The sequence below is a fragment of the Alteromonas sp. ABM1_013 genome, from assembly GCF_056160505.1.
The window spans coordinates 118,019-134,415 of sequence record NZ_JBSWXH010000004.1 but is presented as its reverse complement, the minus strand read 5'-3'; the positions used below and the strand labels follow the sequence as shown (position 1 = coordinate 134,415).

Genomic DNA, 16,397 nt, shown 5'->3' with positions numbered 1-16,397 from the left:
CATACATTAGGCGGCAAGTGTAGCCGAAATTGCTAAGAATTTATAAGGATTTGTCCTAACGATGTCGAAACTTTTTGGCTGGTTCAGTAAGAACAAGAAAGCAGAGAAACAAAAGGCACAAGCGGAAGAAGAAGCTCGCTTAAAGTCGGAAGCCGAAGCACAGGCGAAAGCCCAAGCGGAAGAAGAGGCTCGCGCAAAGGCAGAAGCTGAAGCACAGGCTAAAGCGCAAGCTGAAGAAGAGGCTCGCGTAAAGGCAGAAGCTGAAGCACAGGCGAAAGCGCAAGAAGAGACTCGCGCAAAGGCAGAAGCCGAAGCACAGGCGAAAGCCCAAGCGGAAGAAGAAGCTCGCTTAAAGGCAGAATCTGAGGCACAGGCTAAAGCCCAAGCGGAAGAAGAAGCTCGCGCGAAAGCAGAAGCCGAAGCACAGGCGAAAGCCCAAGCGGAAGAAGAGGCGCGCGCAAAGGCAGAAGCTGAAGCACAGGCTAAAGCCCAAGCGGAAGAAGAGGCGCGCGCAAAGGCAGAAGCTGAAGCACAGGCCAAAGCCCAAGCGGAAGAAGAGGCGCGCGCAAAGGCAGAAGCTGAAGCACAGGCGAAAGCCCAAGCGGAAGAAGAGGCGCGCGCAAAGGCAGAAGCTGAAGCACAGGCTAAGGCCCAAGCGGAAGAAGAGGCTCGCGCAAAGGCAGAAGCTGAAGCACAGGCCAAAGCCCAAGCGGAAGAAGAGGCTCGCGCAAAGGCAGAAGCCGAAGCACAGGCGAAAGCGCAAGCGGAAGAAGAGGCTCGCGTAAAGGCAGAAGCCGAAGTACAGGCTAAAGCGCAAGCGGAAGAAAAGCCAAAAGAGAAAAAGTCACTATTCGCACGCTTAAAAGCAAGCCTATCTCGCACAAAAGAGAATTTAGGCAGTGGTATCGTTAGCTTATTTAAAGGCAAAACCATTGATGATGAGCTGTACGAGGATCTTGAAACACAGCTTTTAGTGGCCGACGTGGGCATGGATACCACTCAGAAAATTATTGACCACTTGACTGATAGTGCGTCTCGTAAAGATCTTAAAGACGCGGAAGCCTTGCTGGAGATCATGAAGCAGCAAATGTCGGGTATGCTGTCTGAAGTTAACCAACCGCTTTCTGAAGTCATGAAAGCGCACGATTCAAGTGAAGGTCCGTTTGTTATCTTAATGGTTGGCGTAAATGGTGTAGGTAAAACCACCACTATTGGTAAGTTGGCTAAGCAGTTCCAGCAAGAAGGTAAGAAAGTGATGCTTGCTGCGGGTGATACGTTTAGAGCTGCTGCCGTTGAACAGCTTCAAGTATGGGGCGAACGCAATGACATTCCCGTTATCGCACAGCACACAGGCGCGGACAGTGCCTCGGTACTTTACGATGCGCTAGAAGCGGCAAAATCTCGGGGCACAGATATTCTTATTGCTGACACCGCAGGGCGTTTGCAGAACAAGAACAACTTGATGGAAGAGCTTAAGAAAGTGGTTCGCGTAATGAAAAAGATCAACCCGAACGCGCCTCACGAAGTTATGCTTACACTAGACGCTGGTACCGGGCAAAACGCCATTAGCCAAGCCAAGTTGTTTAATGAAGCCGTGGGCTTAACGGGTATCACCCTTACCAAATTAGACGGTACAGCAAAAGGCGGTGTTATATTCTCTATTGCCGATAAGTTTAAAATTCCTATAAGGTATATAGGTGTTGGCGAAAGTATCGATGATTTACGCCAGTTCGACGGACAAGAATTTATTGATGCGTTGTTTAGCGAAATGGACACACCTGAAAGCTAAAACCAGCAAAGCGGTAGGGAAAAATAATGATAAAGTTTGAGCAGGTAAGCAAAACCTATCCGGGCGGGCAACGCGCGCTTAGTAAGGTTAATTTTCATATCGCCCCGGGTGAAATGGCCTTTTTAACAGGGCACTCGGGTGCAGGAAAAAGTACGCTACTTAAACTTATCAGCCTAATGGAGCGCCCTACAGTAGGGCGCGTTCTTATTAATGGCCACGACCTCAACGCCATTTCCCGTCGAGATATTGCTTACATTCGCCGCGATATCGGGATGATCTTCCAAAGTCACCAGCTGTTAATGGATAAATCGGTTTTTGACAACGTAGCGTTACCTCTTGTCATTGAAGGGTACACCCATAAAGAAACTCGCAAGCGTGTAGAAGCCGCACTTGAAATGGTGGGGCTTAGAGACAAAGCCCGTTGCTTACCCATTACGTTATCTGGTGGTGAGCAACAACGGGTGGGTATTGCGCGAGCAGTGGTAAATAAACCTCCCTTACTGCTAGCCGATGAGCCAACCGGTAACCTCGACCCTAAACTTTCAATGGAAATTATCCGCTTGTTCGAAGATTTTAACCAAGCGGGAGTATCCGTGCTTATAGCAACTCACGACTTAGGGTTAATCGCTCGTATGCGCTATCGTACGCTCACTCTTAAAAACGGACAAATGATTACTGATGGTTTAACCGACGATATAGATGGTGCGAGCTCAGGTAATGGCGAAGGAGAGTGGTCGTGAGCATTTTATTTAAAGGGCGCGCCCAAGGCGCATCTTCAGCAAAAGTAGGCATGGTACAAACTATTATCATGTTCTTTGTTAGCCATGTGCGACAAGCTTTGTCTAGCCTTGGTGAGCTTTGGCGGCAGCCCCTAGCCTCGTTAATGACAATTGGCGTATTGGGTTTAAGTATAACTTTGCCAAGTACGCTATACATCATGGTAAAAAACACAGAGAAAATTACCGCAGGCTGGGATCAGGCATCAGAAATATCCCTTTTTCTAAAGCCTAGTATTAACGCTGCAAGCTCACAACAGCTGGTCGCAAGACTGAATACTTGGTCTGAAATAGACAGTGTAGTTTACATTCCTGCCGATGACGCACTTAAAGAGTTTCAGCACCTATCTGGGTTGGGCGATGCTATCGCATACTTGGAGAAAAATCCGCTGCCGGATGTCGTACTGGTGACGCCTGGTGAAAAACACGCATCACCTACCGCTGCTAAAGCGCTGTTAGACAAGCTTCGTCAGCAGCGCGAGGTAGACATCGGAAAGCTTGATATCGAGTGGTTAGAACGTTTGTACGCGGTTATTGATATTGCAAGAGACTTAGTTACCTTAATTGGCCTGCTCTTGTTTATTGCTGTAGTGCTTATTATTGGTAACACTATCCGACTGAATATACTCAACAAATACGATGAAATTGTAGTAATGAAGCTGGTGGGAGCTACCGATGCGTTTATTCACCGTCCTTTTTTATACACAGGTTTTTGGTATGGCTTACTAGGCGGATTAATGGCGTGGTTTGCCGTAATTATTATTTTGTGGTGGATGGATAGCAGCATAACCACATTTGCTGCTATGTATCAGAAAGATTTTAATATTACTGGGCTGACTGGTTCAGCATTGCTAACCATGCTAGGGCTTTCAGTACTATTAGGCTTGCTTGGATCTCTAATCTCAGTGCAACGTCACGTAAAAGAGATCGAGCCTAAATAATTAAGCAGTAGCGCGCGGGTAGTGTGCAGAAATTGCACTGCGTACACCGTTGCCCCATGTAATAGCTTGGTTGTACAGCATATGTAGTTGCTTTTGGTCAATGTTCAGCAACTTTGCTTGCTTGATGACGTTCATCCAAAGTGCACTTTCGAAGGCGCGAACTAACGTCATGTAGTTGTTCATTTCTAGGTTTTTGCCCAACAAGGCGTCATTCACCTCTTCAGACAGCGGAAGCTGTTTCACAATGTCTGTCATAGACTGGTCGAGTAAACCTTCAAGTAACGAAAATAGCCCAACTAAGAAAGATATGGGCGGGTTATTCTTAATGCCCCTGCGCTCGGCCAGTAAATCAAAAAACTTGGCGCGTACAAGCGACATATGAATGATTTCTAGGGGCTTTTCATCGCCTAAATTAGTCAGACTTAATAACGCGATAAATTTCTTAATTTCAACTTCACCCATGTAATTCAGGGCATGCCTCAACGATGTAATTTTGTAACGCTTATTGATGGTTGGGTTATTAATAAACTTTAGCAATAAGAAACTAAGCGTGGCGTCGCGTTCAATAATTTGGCTAATGCGCTCAACATCAAAGCTAGTACTTGAGCTCTCTCCCATCAAATCTACGATATTCATTTTAGAGGCTGGAAGCTGCTTAAGTATGCGCGCTTCAGGCTGTGAAAAGAAATAGCCTTGGAAGAAGTCAAAGCCTAAGTCTACACACGTAGAGAAGTTATCTTGGGTATCGACCTGCTCAGCAACAAGTTTCACATTCGCGTCATGATAGCGGGGGATATGCTTTTCGATGGTTTCAAAACGGGTCTTAGTGACATCTACTTTTACTATATCAATTAGCGGGAAGATATCATGTGTCGCGCCTACCATCATAGGGTCGTCAATAGCGAGCTTGAAACCAAGCTGCTTGATGTGCTGACATGCTTCGAACAGGCCGTTGGCGTTATCGGTAGGGTCGGCCAGCTCAACAACAACCGACTCAGGGTTAAGCGAAGTTGGAAAGCGTGAAATAATGGTATCAGATGAGAAAGTGATAAAGGATGTTTTCTCACCGCTTATATCGTCAAGCCCTAGTGGATGAAAGTGCTCTGAAATATACTTAGCTTTTTGGTCGCTATGTTCTGGGTATGCGCCTGATTTACCATCCCTGAACAAGAGTTCATAGGCAAATACGTTTTTGCTTTTGTCTAAAATAGGCTGGCGAGCTATGAACGCAAACATAAACTAATCCTGAGGCAACATGGTTTGACGAGGTTTTTATTGGTATCAAATGGGCTTAGAAAAAATTAAGCCCACACCCTAGTCTATGATATGTAGGTATAATCTAACAACAAATCAATGATTATTTTGAAAACCTATTCTTTTATTGAGCTCGTTAGTCATCTTTCAATGCTGAGTTATGAATGTGTTTTGCCCACTTTATTGCTTCATTGTAGTAGCTGTGTAATAGGCTTTGTTTCATTTCATATTTTGCCGCAAATTGTTTAACACCAGCCCATTTAGCTCGCTCAAAATATTGTATAAGCGTCAAGCAGTTACGCAGCATACCGGGAGTACCGCAAAGCGCGTCCTTAACATCATCACTGATTGGTACCTTGCTTACCAAATCATCAATACGTTGCTCCATCATGGCGTCAAGTAAAGACAATAGTCCAGTAAGGAAGCCTTTCAGCGAATTGTCAGACGTCTCAAGTTGGGTAAACACTAACTCACAAAATTTCGCACGAACCAGTGCCATCTGCATCAATTCGGTGGGTTGACCATCGCTTAAGTTTGCAAGAGCAAGTAAAGATATAAATTTCTTCACTTCTACTTCACCCATAAAGGTTAGCGCATGCTTAAGTGACGTTATCTTATGGCGCTTATTTACCATCGGGTTATTGATAAAGCGCAGCAGCAGGTAGGTAAGCGATGGATCTCTTTCAATAATCTTATTCACATCATCGAAATTAAGCTTGGGTTGGCTGCTTAAGGTGAGCAGCTCCATCATAGTTAAGCTGCTTGGCCCCAACTTCCTGTGCCTAACAATTTCTGGTTTAGCTAGGAAATAGCCTTGGAAGTAATCAAAGCCCATGTCTTTGAATTTATGAAATTCTTCATAGGTTTCAATCTTTTCAGCTACAAGCTTAATGTTGTTTGATTTAAAACGCGCTACCAGGGCGGGTATTTTATCGTGAGAAATTTCTGTGATATCAATTTTTACCACACTGGTAAATGGAATGAAGGCTTCCCATTTACCTTTCATGTCATAATCGTCTAGAGCAATTGGGTAACCCAATCCTCGAATATGTTTACACGCTGCAACTAATGCGTCATCCACCTCTACTGTTTCGACGATTTCAATCACAACTTTGTCAGCATCTAACGACGTGGGAAAGCGAAACATTAGCGTATCTCGATGAAAATTGATGAACGCTTTTTTGTCTCCGGTAATTTCTTCAATGCCCAAGCTTAAGTGAGTAGAGGTGAGAATTTTCGAGGTGGCCTCATCGGGGGGGATATCCGGAAAGCAATTTTCCTCGCCCACGCGAAAAAGCAGTTCGTAAGCATAAACCTCTCGATTTACATCAAATATGGGTTGTCTAGCGACGTAAGCAAACATCGAGTTCCTCTTTGCTTTACTTGCCTTACTCCTTCCTTAAGTATTTCCCTTCCAGTTTTTTATTATTGTTGTCTGGAAAATGCCATGCAGCGGTCGTAGTGCAAAATCGATTAATACAATCTAATATTTTCAATTTCCGAACAGAAAAGCAAGGTTTAAAATACTAATATCGCAAGGGTATGGTGGTACTGCAAGAACTTGAAAAGCGCTAAGAGTGCAGGTTGCTAATGTTTATGCTTTCGCTAATGTAGGTAGCGTATAAACGTTAGAATTCATACCGGTGAGATTAGCTTTTAACTCTTGCTATGTAATTAAAGTATAATAGTCTTGTAGTTAAATGACCTACCCAACTACCACTAAGTGCAGGCCAGTCATTAAACGGGTGTGGAGTTAGTGGAGTATGAAGTCAAAAGAGCTAGCGCTCATAAGGAATGGCGAGAGGTTTTGACTGAAAGAGCGCTAAATGCATAGTTCTTTCTTGAAGTTGAACTTTTTTTCTTATTCTAGGTCTTGATATTGTAGAAATAGTCACTATACCTACATATCGGTTAGACTTCATATCTTAATTAGGTCTCGCGCAGCTTCAGTTACTTTGCTAATATGAAGCGGCAATAAATGAGGTGAACAATGAGCAACAATTTGCAATCTATGGCCCTGTCAGTGCCACACAGCGGTAGCATTGAAGGCTACATTCAAGCTGTAAGCAGCATTGATATGCTTAGCGCTGAGGAAGAGCGCGAGTTGGCAGTGCGCCTTCGCGAAGACGAAGACTTACAAGCCGCTCGTAAGCTAGTAATGTCACACCTTCGTTTTGTAGTGCACATTGCAAAATCTTACTCAGGCTATGGCTTACCACAAGCCGACTTAATTCAAGAAGGTAACATTGGTCTGATGAAAGCCGTTAAGCGTTTCGACCCTACAGTGGGCGTACGTTTGGTTTCTTTCGCGGTACATTGGATCAAAGCAGAAATTCACGAGTTTGTACTTAAAAACTGGAGAATAGTTAAAGTTGCGACAACTAAAGCGCAGCGTAAACTGTTTTTTAACCTTCGTAAGGCGAAAAAGCGTCTTGGTTGGTTTACCCATGCTGAAGTGCAAACGGTGGCGGACGAATTGGGCGTGAGTACAAAAGAGGTGCTTCAGATGGAAGCGCGTATGAGTTCTCAAGACCAAGCGTTCGACTTAACTGCGGATGAAGATGAAACAGGCAATTTCGCACCAGTCCAATATTTAGAAGATAAATCTTCAGATGTTGAAACTGACGTGATTAACAATGACTGGGATACAGCAGCGAGCAAGCGTTTGTATTCAGCCATTAAAACGCTAGATGAGCGAAGCCAAGACATCATTGAAACCCGTTGGTTGGCAGACAACAAAATCACCCTGCAGGACTTAGCTGATAAGTATCAAGTTTCTGCAGAGCGTGTTCGTCAAATTGAAAAGAACGCGATGAAAAAGCTTCAAGCTGCAATGGTCGCGTAGTAGACTCAGTACATAGCTTACAAACAGCTTAGTTACGTAAAAGCGCCTTAAAGGCGCTTTTTTTATGTGTAGATTTTCATTGTAATGAAAGCACTTTGCAAAGAATGGAGAGTACCTCTCAATTCACAGTTGAAGCTGTCATATATGTATCGATATGTTGGGAATTACATGTAAGCAACTAGGCGTTAAACCCTAATGCTACTCTTCTTCGTTTTTTGAAGGGGGAAGAACGTAGAAGACACCCTCAAATTCCGCTACCGGTGTATCGCCGTCTAAAATAGCCACGCTCAATTCAAAACGTGCTTTGTTGTCGCTTTCAAGGGGCTTGAACTTACCCGATAGGGTTTCAATATTACAGATGGCCCTTGGCTTCATAGTGATAGGTTTATGGTAGTGGATATCACCATCGCCCAATACAATATCACCGTCTAAACCACGCTCTTTAAGCTGCAAGTAAATCATACCCCAGCCGGTCAGTGTAGCTAAAGAAAAAATACTGCCCGCAAACATGGTGCCGTGAATATTAATATTTTTATTCAGTGAGGCGCGGGTTTCCAGAGTACGCCCAGTATACTGGTATAGTTTTATACCCATGTGCTCAGTAATAGGTATGGTCTCTGACCACGTTTCCTGCAGCGATTTACACCATTTAGGGTGTAGTATTAAGGAATTGTTTTCGGTGAATTTCTTAACCATTTGCTGGCGTTTAAGCATGCCTAGTTCATTAGGGGCTTCACGCTCAATCTCAAAACCGCAGGCACTAAAAAAGTCGATAGATATTTCGCGGCTATTTGTCACTGCGCGCTCAGCACCCAAGTCTTTGGCAACGTTTTCCAGCGCTGCCATTATCATCTGACCTAAGCCTTTACGTTGATGGTCTTGGTGTACTGCGATATGTCGAATTTGTGCTTCCTCAGCAGTGTTCAAATGAACACGGCCACAGGCTACGATTTCGTTCTTACGGTTGGTAATAATCCGATGCTCGGCGACCTGTTCATATTCGTCTTTTTCAGAGCCAGGAGGGAAATTCCATGGTTGGCGCAAGTGCTCCCATCGAAAATGAAAATAGGCTTCAAATTCGGCGTCGCTTTTAGGCGTAACTACCTTGTACACAATAAACCGACCTTCTTAAATGAATGAAGGAGTATTTAAACGTAAGAACCCATGAGGTACAAGTTTAATTATGTAAGCAAACTTGGAATGCCGAAGAAGTACACAGTCACCAGTAAATCGAAGGGCCCAATAGTTACGGACTAAACAGCAAGGAATGCCCGAATTGCTTTCGCATAGCTGGAAAAAGAAAGGTTTAGCCGCCTAGTGCAGCGAGACGCGCCCCTTTGAGCTCTTAGACACTAAACTGAAAAGTAACAGGCCCGTCATTAATAAGGCCAACCTGCATGTCTGCGCCGAACTCGCCTGTGGCTACTTTCATGCCTTTATTTTTAAGGGCCTGCACAAATTGTTCATAGATAGCTTGGCCATGCTCTGGGGATGCTCCGCGAGAGAAGCCTGGACGATTTCCTTTTTGAGTATCTGCAACGAGCGTGAACTGAGATACCACCAGTATTTCGCCATCGACTTGCTCAATATTTAAATTCATTTTGCCATCTTCGTCGCTAAACATGCGATACCGACAGAGTTTATTCGCAAGCTTCTCTATTTGCGCTTCGCTGTCTTCCTTTTCAACACCTAACAGCACCAACATGCCTTTGCCAATCTCACCAATAACGTTACCGTCTACAGTTACATTAGCTTCTGATACCCGTTGGATAAGTCCTATCACTTAGATGACTCCTGAATAAAACGTGACATGTCGCGAGTAGCGCGGCAAAGGGCATAACCTATACTGGGTTCGGATGTGCTGTGCCCCGCATCTGGGATGATTTGTAACTGGCTCTGAGGCCATGCTTTGTGAAGTGCTTCAGCGGCTTCGGTTTTACAAATCATATCGTAGCGACCATGAACAATAGTGCCCGGAATATGACTTATTTTGTCAATGTTTTCAAGAATGTAGTTTTCATCTAAAAAGCATTTGTTAGAAAGGAAGTGGCACTCCAACGTTGCAAGGCAAGTGACCAGTTGCATGGGGTAATTGTCAGTGGAATCACCTACGCCGGGGGGTAAAGTAATGCGCGACAATCGCTCTTCCCACTGATACCAGCGCTTTAAGGCTGCGTGTCGCAGTACATCATTGCTAGAGCGTACCATAGCGCTATAAAAACTGCAGACTGCGCTTGAGGTCACCGGTGTAGGCACATCCTTGGTGAATTTGCGGTAGTACTCAGGAAATAACTGAGCAGCGCATCCATCTGGCGATAAAAACCAATCTCTGTCTTCTTGCCGGGCTAAAAATACGCCGCGAAGAATGAGACCTGTTACTCGCGGGGTATACTTGAGCGCATAAAGTAAGGCGAGCGTAGAGCCCCATGAGCCGCCGAATAGTAAAAATTTTGGTATAGAAAGGTGAGTTCGTAGTGCTTCTATATCTTCAACGTTAGACCAAGTGTCGTTGTTTAATGTATCGGCGAGTGGGGTAGAGCGGCCGCAACCACGTTGCTCATAACCTATAATGCGATACTTGTTGCTATCAAAAAAGCATTTGTAGTTAGGGGGTAAGCCTGCGCCAGGCCCGCCGTGAATAAAAAGCACGGGGATACCGTTTGGATTGCCACTTTGCTCGAAGTAAAGCGAATGCCCACTTCCCACTTCGATAAATCCGTTTTCATAGTAGGTAACATCGGGGTAAAGTCGTTTCATTTTGTTTCTGCGCGTTGTGTGAGTGCCTGTTTTAGTTTAGTTTATTGTTATACAAACGTTTGCGTGCTGACTGCTTCAACGCCGTTTTTGCTTTTAAATTAAGTAATAAACGTTAAGTCTATACTATAGAACAAGTGTCATTACGTGCTAGCTAATCATATTATAGTCATAAATGCGAGGATGTTTATATGGCAGGTCAAGGATCGGGCGGTAACGTAATCGCCGCAATTTGTAACTTCTTTATTCCTGGGTTAGGACACCTAGTCCAAGGAAGAATTTTAGGCGCATTGTTCTTTTTTATCACGGTAGGCGTGTGTTATGCCTTAGCTGCAACTGTGGTGCTTGCCATTGTCTTTTGGCCGTTAGGGGCTCTTCTGCATTTAATTTGTATTATAAGCGCAGCACGTTTTAGAGGTGGAGTAACCGCATGAAGTTAATCGCATCAGCATTTGTTGCTATGCTTGCCCTTAGTGGGTGCCAGTCTGCATATTACGCAGCATGGGAAAAGGTCGGCGTTGAAAAGCGCGATATCTTAGTTGACCGCGTTGAAAACGCAAAAGAATCACAGGAAGATGCACAGGAGCAGTTTAACTCTGCATTAGAAGCATTCAGTGCTGCAGTTGTGTTTGACGGGGGAGAGCTAGAAGACGTTTACAACCGCTTGAACGGTCAGTACGAAGACAGCGTTGCCGCTTCAGAAGAAGTGAGTTCACGCATCGATAAAGTGGAAAGCGTTGCTGAAGCTTTATTTGATGAGTGGGCTGAAGAGCTTGAAAAATATGAGAACGCATCGTTGAAACGGGATAGCGCAGCGAAGCTTCGCGAAACCAAGCGTCGCTATTCTTCATTAATGACAGCAATGCGCAAAGCTGAAAGCAAAATGCCGCCAGTGTTAAGTGCACTTCAAGATAATGTGTTGTACCTGAAGCACAACTTAAATGCTAGCGCCATTGGCGCACTGCAGGGCGAACTTTCTACTATTGAAAACAATGTTGCTCAGCTTATCAGACAAATGAATTCAGCTATCGCTGAGTCTGACGCTTTTATATCTTCGATGAAAAACTAGCCGTTAGTTAGGCATTAATTATAAAGAAGGGAGCTTGTAGCTCCCTTCTTTCGTTTTATGCATTTTTTTGAAAGCCGAGGCGTAAGGTTAATCATAATTACGCCCGTCTATACTTTAGGTCGGCTACTCTTTTGGAACTTTGCGCGGCTCGTTCTCTGCTTTACGGTTTTCAAAAGCCTCGCCTAAACTGCACGTGAATTCTGCACCGAACAGCACAATTATCCACGACAAATACACCCATAAAAACAGAATAGGTACCACCGCAAGCGCGCCATAAATTAACTCGTATGAAGGAAAGTTTGTTACATACAATGCAAAGCCTGATTTAGTAATTTCAAAAGCTATAGTGGCAACAATCGCGCCTATAAATGCATGGCGGGCAAACACTCTTCTATTTGGCACTACCATGTACAAAATAGTGAATGCGAGCATGGCAGCACCGCTTGGCACAAGGCTGAGTAAGAAGGTTCCCAATCCAGGCGTGTACTCTTCGGTAAAAGCAGCAAGGCCAGTTAAATAGGAACTTACTACTACGCTAGAGCCAATAAGCATAGGCCCTAAAGTGATCACCATCCAATAGATAGCAAAAGTGTACACTATGGGTCTGTCACTTTGCGTGCGCCAAATTCTATTCAGGGTTTTATCTACGTTTGATATGAGCATTAGCGCTACGACCAGCAGTGACAAAATACCAATAGCGCTCATTTGCGAGGCGTTGCCAACAAAATCGCTCATGTATTTATGCACCACATCGCTGGCGGTAGGTACAAAGTTACTGAAAACAAAATGCTCAAGTTTACTTCTTACTGAAGCGAAGGCAGGAAAGGCCGACATTATGGTAAAGGTCACCATAATAAAGGGGACTAAAGATAACAAAGTTACATAAGCCAAGTGCCCAGCAGAAATAGTAATATTATCTTCTCTACAGCGCTTTATAAAGATGCTGAAGAGCTCTCTTAGTTGAGGGGTAACATTGTTATATAAGGTTTTAACCTTGTCTAAATCCACTCGACTTCTCCTGGCGATACCCTCTGGCAGATAAACAGCGTGATCTTTTGATGGGAGACCTTACGGTATCAATAGTTCAATTCATATTGCAGCAAATGGTAACTGGCGAAGGCGTCAGTGGCAAAAGGTTAATGCAATCTTTATACAACAAAGGCGCATGAATGCGCCTTTAATTATCTAACTGTATAGCTTTGTTACCGCTATACGAAATCAGTCGCCGGAGCGCACACCCAGCATGTGGCAGATAGCATAGCTTAACTCACTGCGATTTAAGGTATAAAAGTGAAAGTGCTTCACCCCTTCTTTTGCCAATACCTTCACTTGATCCATAGCAATATTAGCGCCTATTAGGTTACGAGTGGCTTGATCGTCTGCATCAAGACCGTCGAACATCTTGTGTAACCATCCCGGTACGTGAACATCTGTAAAGCCTGCAAACCTTACTAACGTTTGGTAGTTAGTCACAGGTAAAATGCCTGGAACTATGTCTAAGTCTACACCTGCGGCGGCTGCACGGTCTCTAAATCGCAGGTAAACACTGGTGTCGAAGAAGAACTGGGTTATCGCTTCGGTAGCGCCAGCTTCAGCTTTGCGTTTAAGGTTTAGCAAGTCGAACTGCGCATTTGGCGCTTCAGGGTGTTTTTCCGGGTAGGCGGCAACTGAAATGTCAAAATCGGCAACGTCTTTTAGTAAGGCAACTAAGTCAGAGGCATACATCTCTGTTTTGTCTACCCCTTTGGGTAGGTCGCCACGTAGGGCGACAATACGGCGAATACCAGAATCCCAGTAGTCTTTTGCAATTTGCTTTAATTCATCACGGCTAGCGTCAACACAGGTTAAGTGAGGAACTGCCGCCACACCAGTTTGCTGTTGAATCCGTTTTACCACGTCGTGGGTTCTGTCACGCTCACCGCTATTGGCGCCGTAAGTAACCGACATGTAGCTGGGCTTTAACGGTGCTAGGCGTTCAACCGACTTCCACAGGGTTTGCTCCATGGCTTCCGTTTTAGGCGGAAAGAATTCAAAAGATACATCAATATCACGCAGTTCCGACAGGGACTGGTTTAATGCATCGATACCTTGTGCGTAAGAAACCATGGTTTATACTCTCAAAAATGTTATCTTATAGACGTTTAGACGTCTAAATTAAAGAATATATGTCTAGACGTCAAGAGGTTTACACTGCTCAATTGACCTTTTCGTGAACTTGTTTAGAATTTCTCTTCATAATATAAAAAGAGTAGACCGAGTTAGTACAATGGCAGAATGGAACGGTAAATATATTCACCCCTACGCAGAGCATGGGAAAAAGAGCGAGCAGGTAAAGAAAGTCACTGTCTCTATACCTATTAATGTGCTTAAAGCACTTACTGATGAGCGTACCCGCCGCCAAATCAATAATTTGCGCCACGCCACTAATTCGGAACTATTGTGTGAAGCGTTTTTACACGCGTTTACTGGCCAGCCATTGCCTAACGACGATGACCTGCGTAAAGACAATCCTAATCGCGTGCCGGCTGAAGCTAGGCGCATTATGGAAGAAATGGGCATTGATCCAAGCTTCGAAAATGATGTGTCTGAAGACGACTGATATTTAGTATTAAAGAGAAACGGCGCTGTGTTGTAAGACTTTACTAGTTTATAGCCTACAACACAGCGCCGTTTTTTATGTACTTGTATTCTTTAAGCGCACTTTTTAGCAAATATTGGTTGAGCGTTAACACAACCTTTTTTAGCCTTGTGCGCCAGAACTTTATTCTTCTGGTCTTTCAGGTACTCGTGCAACACCCGACTCAATAGCCGCCTTAGATACGGCGGTAGCTATACGCTCGCACAGACGTGGGTCCATAGGTTTAGGAATAATATACTCCTTACCAAATGTCAGACTATCGCTTTTACTCGCTGCCAATACTTCCTGTGGTACAGGTTCTTTCGTAATAGCACGAAGAGCTTCAACCGCCGCCACTTTCATCTCATCATTAATGGCTGTTGCGCGAACATCTAAAGCACCGCGGAAAATAAACGGAAAGCACAGCACATTGTTTACCTGATTAGGATAGTCTGAGCGGCCAGTAGCCATAATTAGGTCTTTACGCACTTCGTGAGCAAGCTCAGGCTTTATCTCAGGATCTGGGTTAGAACATGCAAATACAATTGGGTTTTCAGCCATCAAGGAAAGCGCTTCTGGCGGTAAAACATCAGGGCCTGATACACCGACAAAGATATCTGCGCCTTCCATTACATCTTCAAGGGTGCGCTTATCAGTATTGTTAGCAAACAGCTTCTTGTGCTCAGTTAAATCTTCGCGACGAGTGTGGATAACGCCTTTTCTATCTAACATGTAGATACGCTCACGCTGGGCACCACACTTAATCAGTAGCTCCATACAGGCAACCGCTGCTGCTCCAGCGCCCATGCAAACAATTTTAGCGTTCTCTATATTTTTGCCCTGAATTTCTAAAGCGTTAAGCATACCTGCGGCGGTTACAATAGCGGTACCGTGTTGATCATCATGGAATACTGGGATTTTACAGCGCTTAATGAGTTCTTGCTCAATTTCAAAGCACTCTGGCGCTTTGATATCTTCTAGGTTAATACCACCAAACGTATCAGCAATATTGGCTACAGTATTGATGAATTCTTCGGTCGTACGATGTTTCACTTCAATATCAATGGCATCTAAACCAGCAAAGCGTTTAAACAGAAGTGCTTTACCTTCCATTACTGGCTTTGAAGCTAATGGGCCTAAATTACCTAAGCCTAAAATCGCAGTTCCGTTACTGATAACAGCGACCAAGTTACCTTTGCCCGTATACTTGTAAGCGTTATCTGCATCCTCGGCGATTTCTCTCACCGGCTCGGCAACGCCCGGGCTGTAGGCAAGAGCAAGGTCGTCGACGCTATCGGCTGGCTTAGATAGCTCTACGCGAATTTTTCCAGGTGTGGGTTTGGCGTGATAGTCGAGTGCGCGTTGTCTAAAATCTGACATGTAAAAAGGTATCCTTAGATGTAGGGTTCATCGGTATTTTTGTTCACGCTCTGTAGCTATTTTATTATCGTTGTAGTTATAGATAGATAAACATAAGCGCGTTACAACTAACTAATGACAAAAGTGATTATAAATAGTTGTTAGCACCAGTGTGGTACGTTGGAAACTGCAGACCTAGCGTTAACTCTTCCTGATTTCCCTCACATATCGCTGTTGATACTAGGTCTAACATTTAGACCTGAATTTATATCCAAAAGCGCCACAAGCCTTAGCAGTAAAGCACTATTCATAAAGTTAATGCTCACTATTAAGGTGCCGATCGCAACTCTAACACAGCCAATCACTGTGTACATATCTGATCAGAATTCTCAATTACCAATGTAGGTTAGGCATACTAATTAGACCAGTAAAATAAGTCTATAATTGTCATTCATAAAATTTATTTTGAAGTCTCATTTCATTTTGAAGGTGTATTATAGGCGCGGGTGCTAAAATGTAGGCGCGGATGCTAAGATGCTTATCGATTTATATTCGAAAAAACAGCTTTGGATAATATTTCACAAAGATAGACCTCTTTATTTTCACTATTGTTTTTCTGATAAAATACGATAAATGGCCTCTCAAACCCGTTTTGAAGATAAATAATATGACAGAGAAAAAACTAATCGCAGTGCTAACAGATGTGTGTGAAAACGTAAAATCTGACGATAATGGATTCGTATGGCTTACGCATTTAGGATCTTGGAAAGCGCCGAAAGTTATTGCCGTATTTAATACGGAGCAAGAGAAGCAGCAAGCATTGATTAACGGTTGGGATATGGACTTCATAAACCAGGTGAATATAGCCCTAGAATCGATAAAGTCTATTCCAGCTGGAATTTATTTCGACAGTGAGGAAGCGTGTGAAAAACAAAGTAGAGGGGACTGGGATAAACACTTGTCAGGAGTCGAAAAACTTCATTAATTATAATG

General features: G+C 44.0%; 16 protein-coding genes. 8 read left to right on the top strand and 8 right to left on the bottom strand.

Translation table 11 applies throughout. The features are described 5' to 3' along the window. Positions 1 to 61: 61 nt before the first annotated feature. Genes ftsY through ftsX form a run of 3 tightly spaced genes read left to right on the top strand, consistent with a single transcriptional unit; the run spans position 62 to position 3,506 of the window. A complete protein-coding gene (gene ftsY / locus ACXAGK_RS12495) occupies positions 62 to 1,789 on the top strand; it encodes a signal recognition particle-docking protein FtsY (protein WP_474856485.1) in 1,728 nt (575 codons plus the stop codon). 26 nt (positions 1,790 to 1,815) lie between these two features. Continuing rightward, positions 1,816 to 2,529, top strand: a complete 714-nt coding sequence (gene ftsE / locus ACXAGK_RS12490; protein WP_474856484.1) for a cell division ATP-binding protein FtsE — start codon at positions 1,816 to 1,818, stop codon at positions 2,527 to 2,529. After that, positions 2,526 to 3,506, top strand: a complete 981-nt coding sequence (gene ftsX / locus ACXAGK_RS12485; RefSeq protein WP_474856483.1) for a permease-like cell division protein FtsX — start codon at positions 2,526 to 2,528, stop codon at positions 3,504 to 3,506. Before ftsE ends, ftsX begins: the two co-directional genes overlap by 4 nt. Here ftsX and ACXAGK_RS12480 read toward each other — a convergent pair whose 3' ends face one another. Together ACXAGK_RS12480 and ACXAGK_RS12475 are read right to left on the bottom strand one after the other, a co-directional pair. Beyond that, on the bottom strand, positions 3,507 to 4,742 hold the full coding sequence (locus ACXAGK_RS12480) for an EAL and HDOD domain-containing protein (RefSeq protein ID WP_474856482.1): 1,236 nt from the start codon (positions 4,740 to 4,742) through the stop codon (positions 3,507 to 3,509). Positions 4,743 to 4,896: 154 nt separating this feature from the next. Then, positions 4,897 to 6,123, bottom strand: a complete 1,227-nt coding sequence (locus tag ACXAGK_RS12475) for an EAL and HDOD domain-containing protein (protein WP_474856481.1) — start codon at positions 6,121 to 6,123, stop codon at positions 4,897 to 4,899. Between the two features lie 627 nt (positions 6,124 to 6,750). Here ACXAGK_RS12475 and rpoH point away from each other — a divergent pair. Next, entirely contained in the window at positions 6,751 to 7,605 is an 855-nt protein-coding gene (gene rpoH, locus ACXAGK_RS12470) for an RNA polymerase sigma factor RpoH (protein ID WP_179984771.1), read from the top strand. 198 nt (positions 7,606 to 7,803) lie between these two features. Here rpoH and ACXAGK_RS12465 read toward each other — a convergent pair whose 3' ends face one another. From ACXAGK_RS12465 to pip, 3 genes are all read right to left on the bottom strand, one after another. Beyond that, positions 7,804 to 8,718 carry a bifunctional GNAT family N-acetyltransferase/hotdog fold thioesterase gene (locus ACXAGK_RS12465; protein ID WP_474804303.1) on the bottom strand — a complete coding sequence of 305 codons (915 nt, stop codon included), beginning with the start codon at positions 8,716 to 8,718 and terminating at the stop codon, positions 7,804 to 7,806. A 232-nt stretch (positions 8,719 to 8,950) separates the two neighbouring features. Then, positions 8,951 to 9,388, bottom strand: coding sequence for a D-aminoacyl-tRNA deacylase (gene dtd / locus ACXAGK_RS12460; protein ID WP_474804305.1), 438 nt, complete (start codon positions 9,386 to 9,388; stop codon positions 8,951 to 8,953). After that, a complete protein-coding gene (gene pip / locus ACXAGK_RS12455) occupies positions 9,385 to 10,362 on the bottom strand; it encodes a prolyl aminopeptidase (protein WP_474856480.1) in 978 nt (325 codons plus the stop codon). The genes dtd and pip overlap by 4 nt, the downstream gene beginning before the upstream one ends. 188 nt (positions 10,363 to 10,550) lie before the next feature. Here pip and ACXAGK_RS12450 point away from each other — a divergent pair, with 188 nt between their 5' ends. Together ACXAGK_RS12450 and ACXAGK_RS12445 are read left to right on the top strand one after the other, a co-directional pair. Next, positions 10,551 to 10,793, top strand: a complete 243-nt coding sequence (locus tag ACXAGK_RS12450; RefSeq protein WP_025257569.1) for a hypothetical protein — start codon at positions 10,551 to 10,553, stop codon at positions 10,791 to 10,793. Continuing rightward, positions 10,790 to 11,428 (top strand): DUF2959 domain-containing protein, encoded by a 639-nt coding sequence (locus tag ACXAGK_RS12445; protein ID WP_474856479.1) that lies wholly within the window; start codon positions 10,790 to 10,792, stop codon positions 11,426 to 11,428. The genes ACXAGK_RS12450 and ACXAGK_RS12445 overlap by 4 nt, the downstream gene beginning before the upstream one ends. Positions 11,429 to 11,551: 123 nt before the next feature. On the opposite strand, the gene ACXAGK_RS12440 is transcribed toward ACXAGK_RS12445, so the two are convergent. Both ACXAGK_RS12440 and metF read right to left on the bottom strand, forming a co-directional pair. After that, positions 11,552 to 12,436, bottom strand: coding sequence for a virulence factor BrkB family protein (locus tag ACXAGK_RS12440; RefSeq protein ID WP_474856478.1), 885 nt, complete (start codon positions 12,434 to 12,436; stop codon positions 11,552 to 11,554). Between the two features lie 210 nt (positions 12,437 to 12,646). Beyond that, a complete protein-coding gene (gene metF / locus ACXAGK_RS12435) occupies positions 12,647 to 13,534 on the bottom strand; it encodes a methylenetetrahydrofolate reductase (protein ID WP_269918543.1) in 888 nt (295 codons plus the stop codon). Between the two features lie 160 nt (positions 13,535 to 13,694). Here metF and metJ point away from each other — a divergent pair, with 160 nt between their 5' ends. Continuing rightward, positions 13,695 to 14,027 carry a met regulon transcriptional regulator MetJ gene (gene metJ, locus ACXAGK_RS12430; protein ID WP_014950979.1) on the top strand — a complete coding sequence of 111 codons (333 nt, stop codon included), beginning with the start codon at positions 13,695 to 13,697 and terminating at the stop codon, positions 14,025 to 14,027. A gap of 162 nt (positions 14,028 to 14,189) precedes the next feature. Here the strand turns inward: metJ and ACXAGK_RS12425 are convergent, their stop codons facing one another. Continuing rightward, positions 14,190 to 15,425 (bottom strand): malic enzyme-like NAD(P)-binding protein, encoded by a 1,236-nt coding sequence (locus ACXAGK_RS12425; RefSeq protein ID WP_474856477.1) that lies wholly within the window; start codon positions 15,423 to 15,425, stop codon positions 14,190 to 14,192. Between the two features lie 646 nt (positions 15,426 to 16,071). Between ACXAGK_RS12425 and ACXAGK_RS12420 the strand changes: the two genes are divergently transcribed. Beyond that, on the top strand, positions 16,072 to 16,389 hold the full coding sequence (locus tag ACXAGK_RS12420; protein WP_474856476.1) for a hypothetical protein: 318 nt from the start codon (positions 16,072 to 16,074) through the stop codon (positions 16,387 to 16,389). The last annotated feature ends 8 nt before the right edge of the window (positions 16,390 to 16,397 follow it).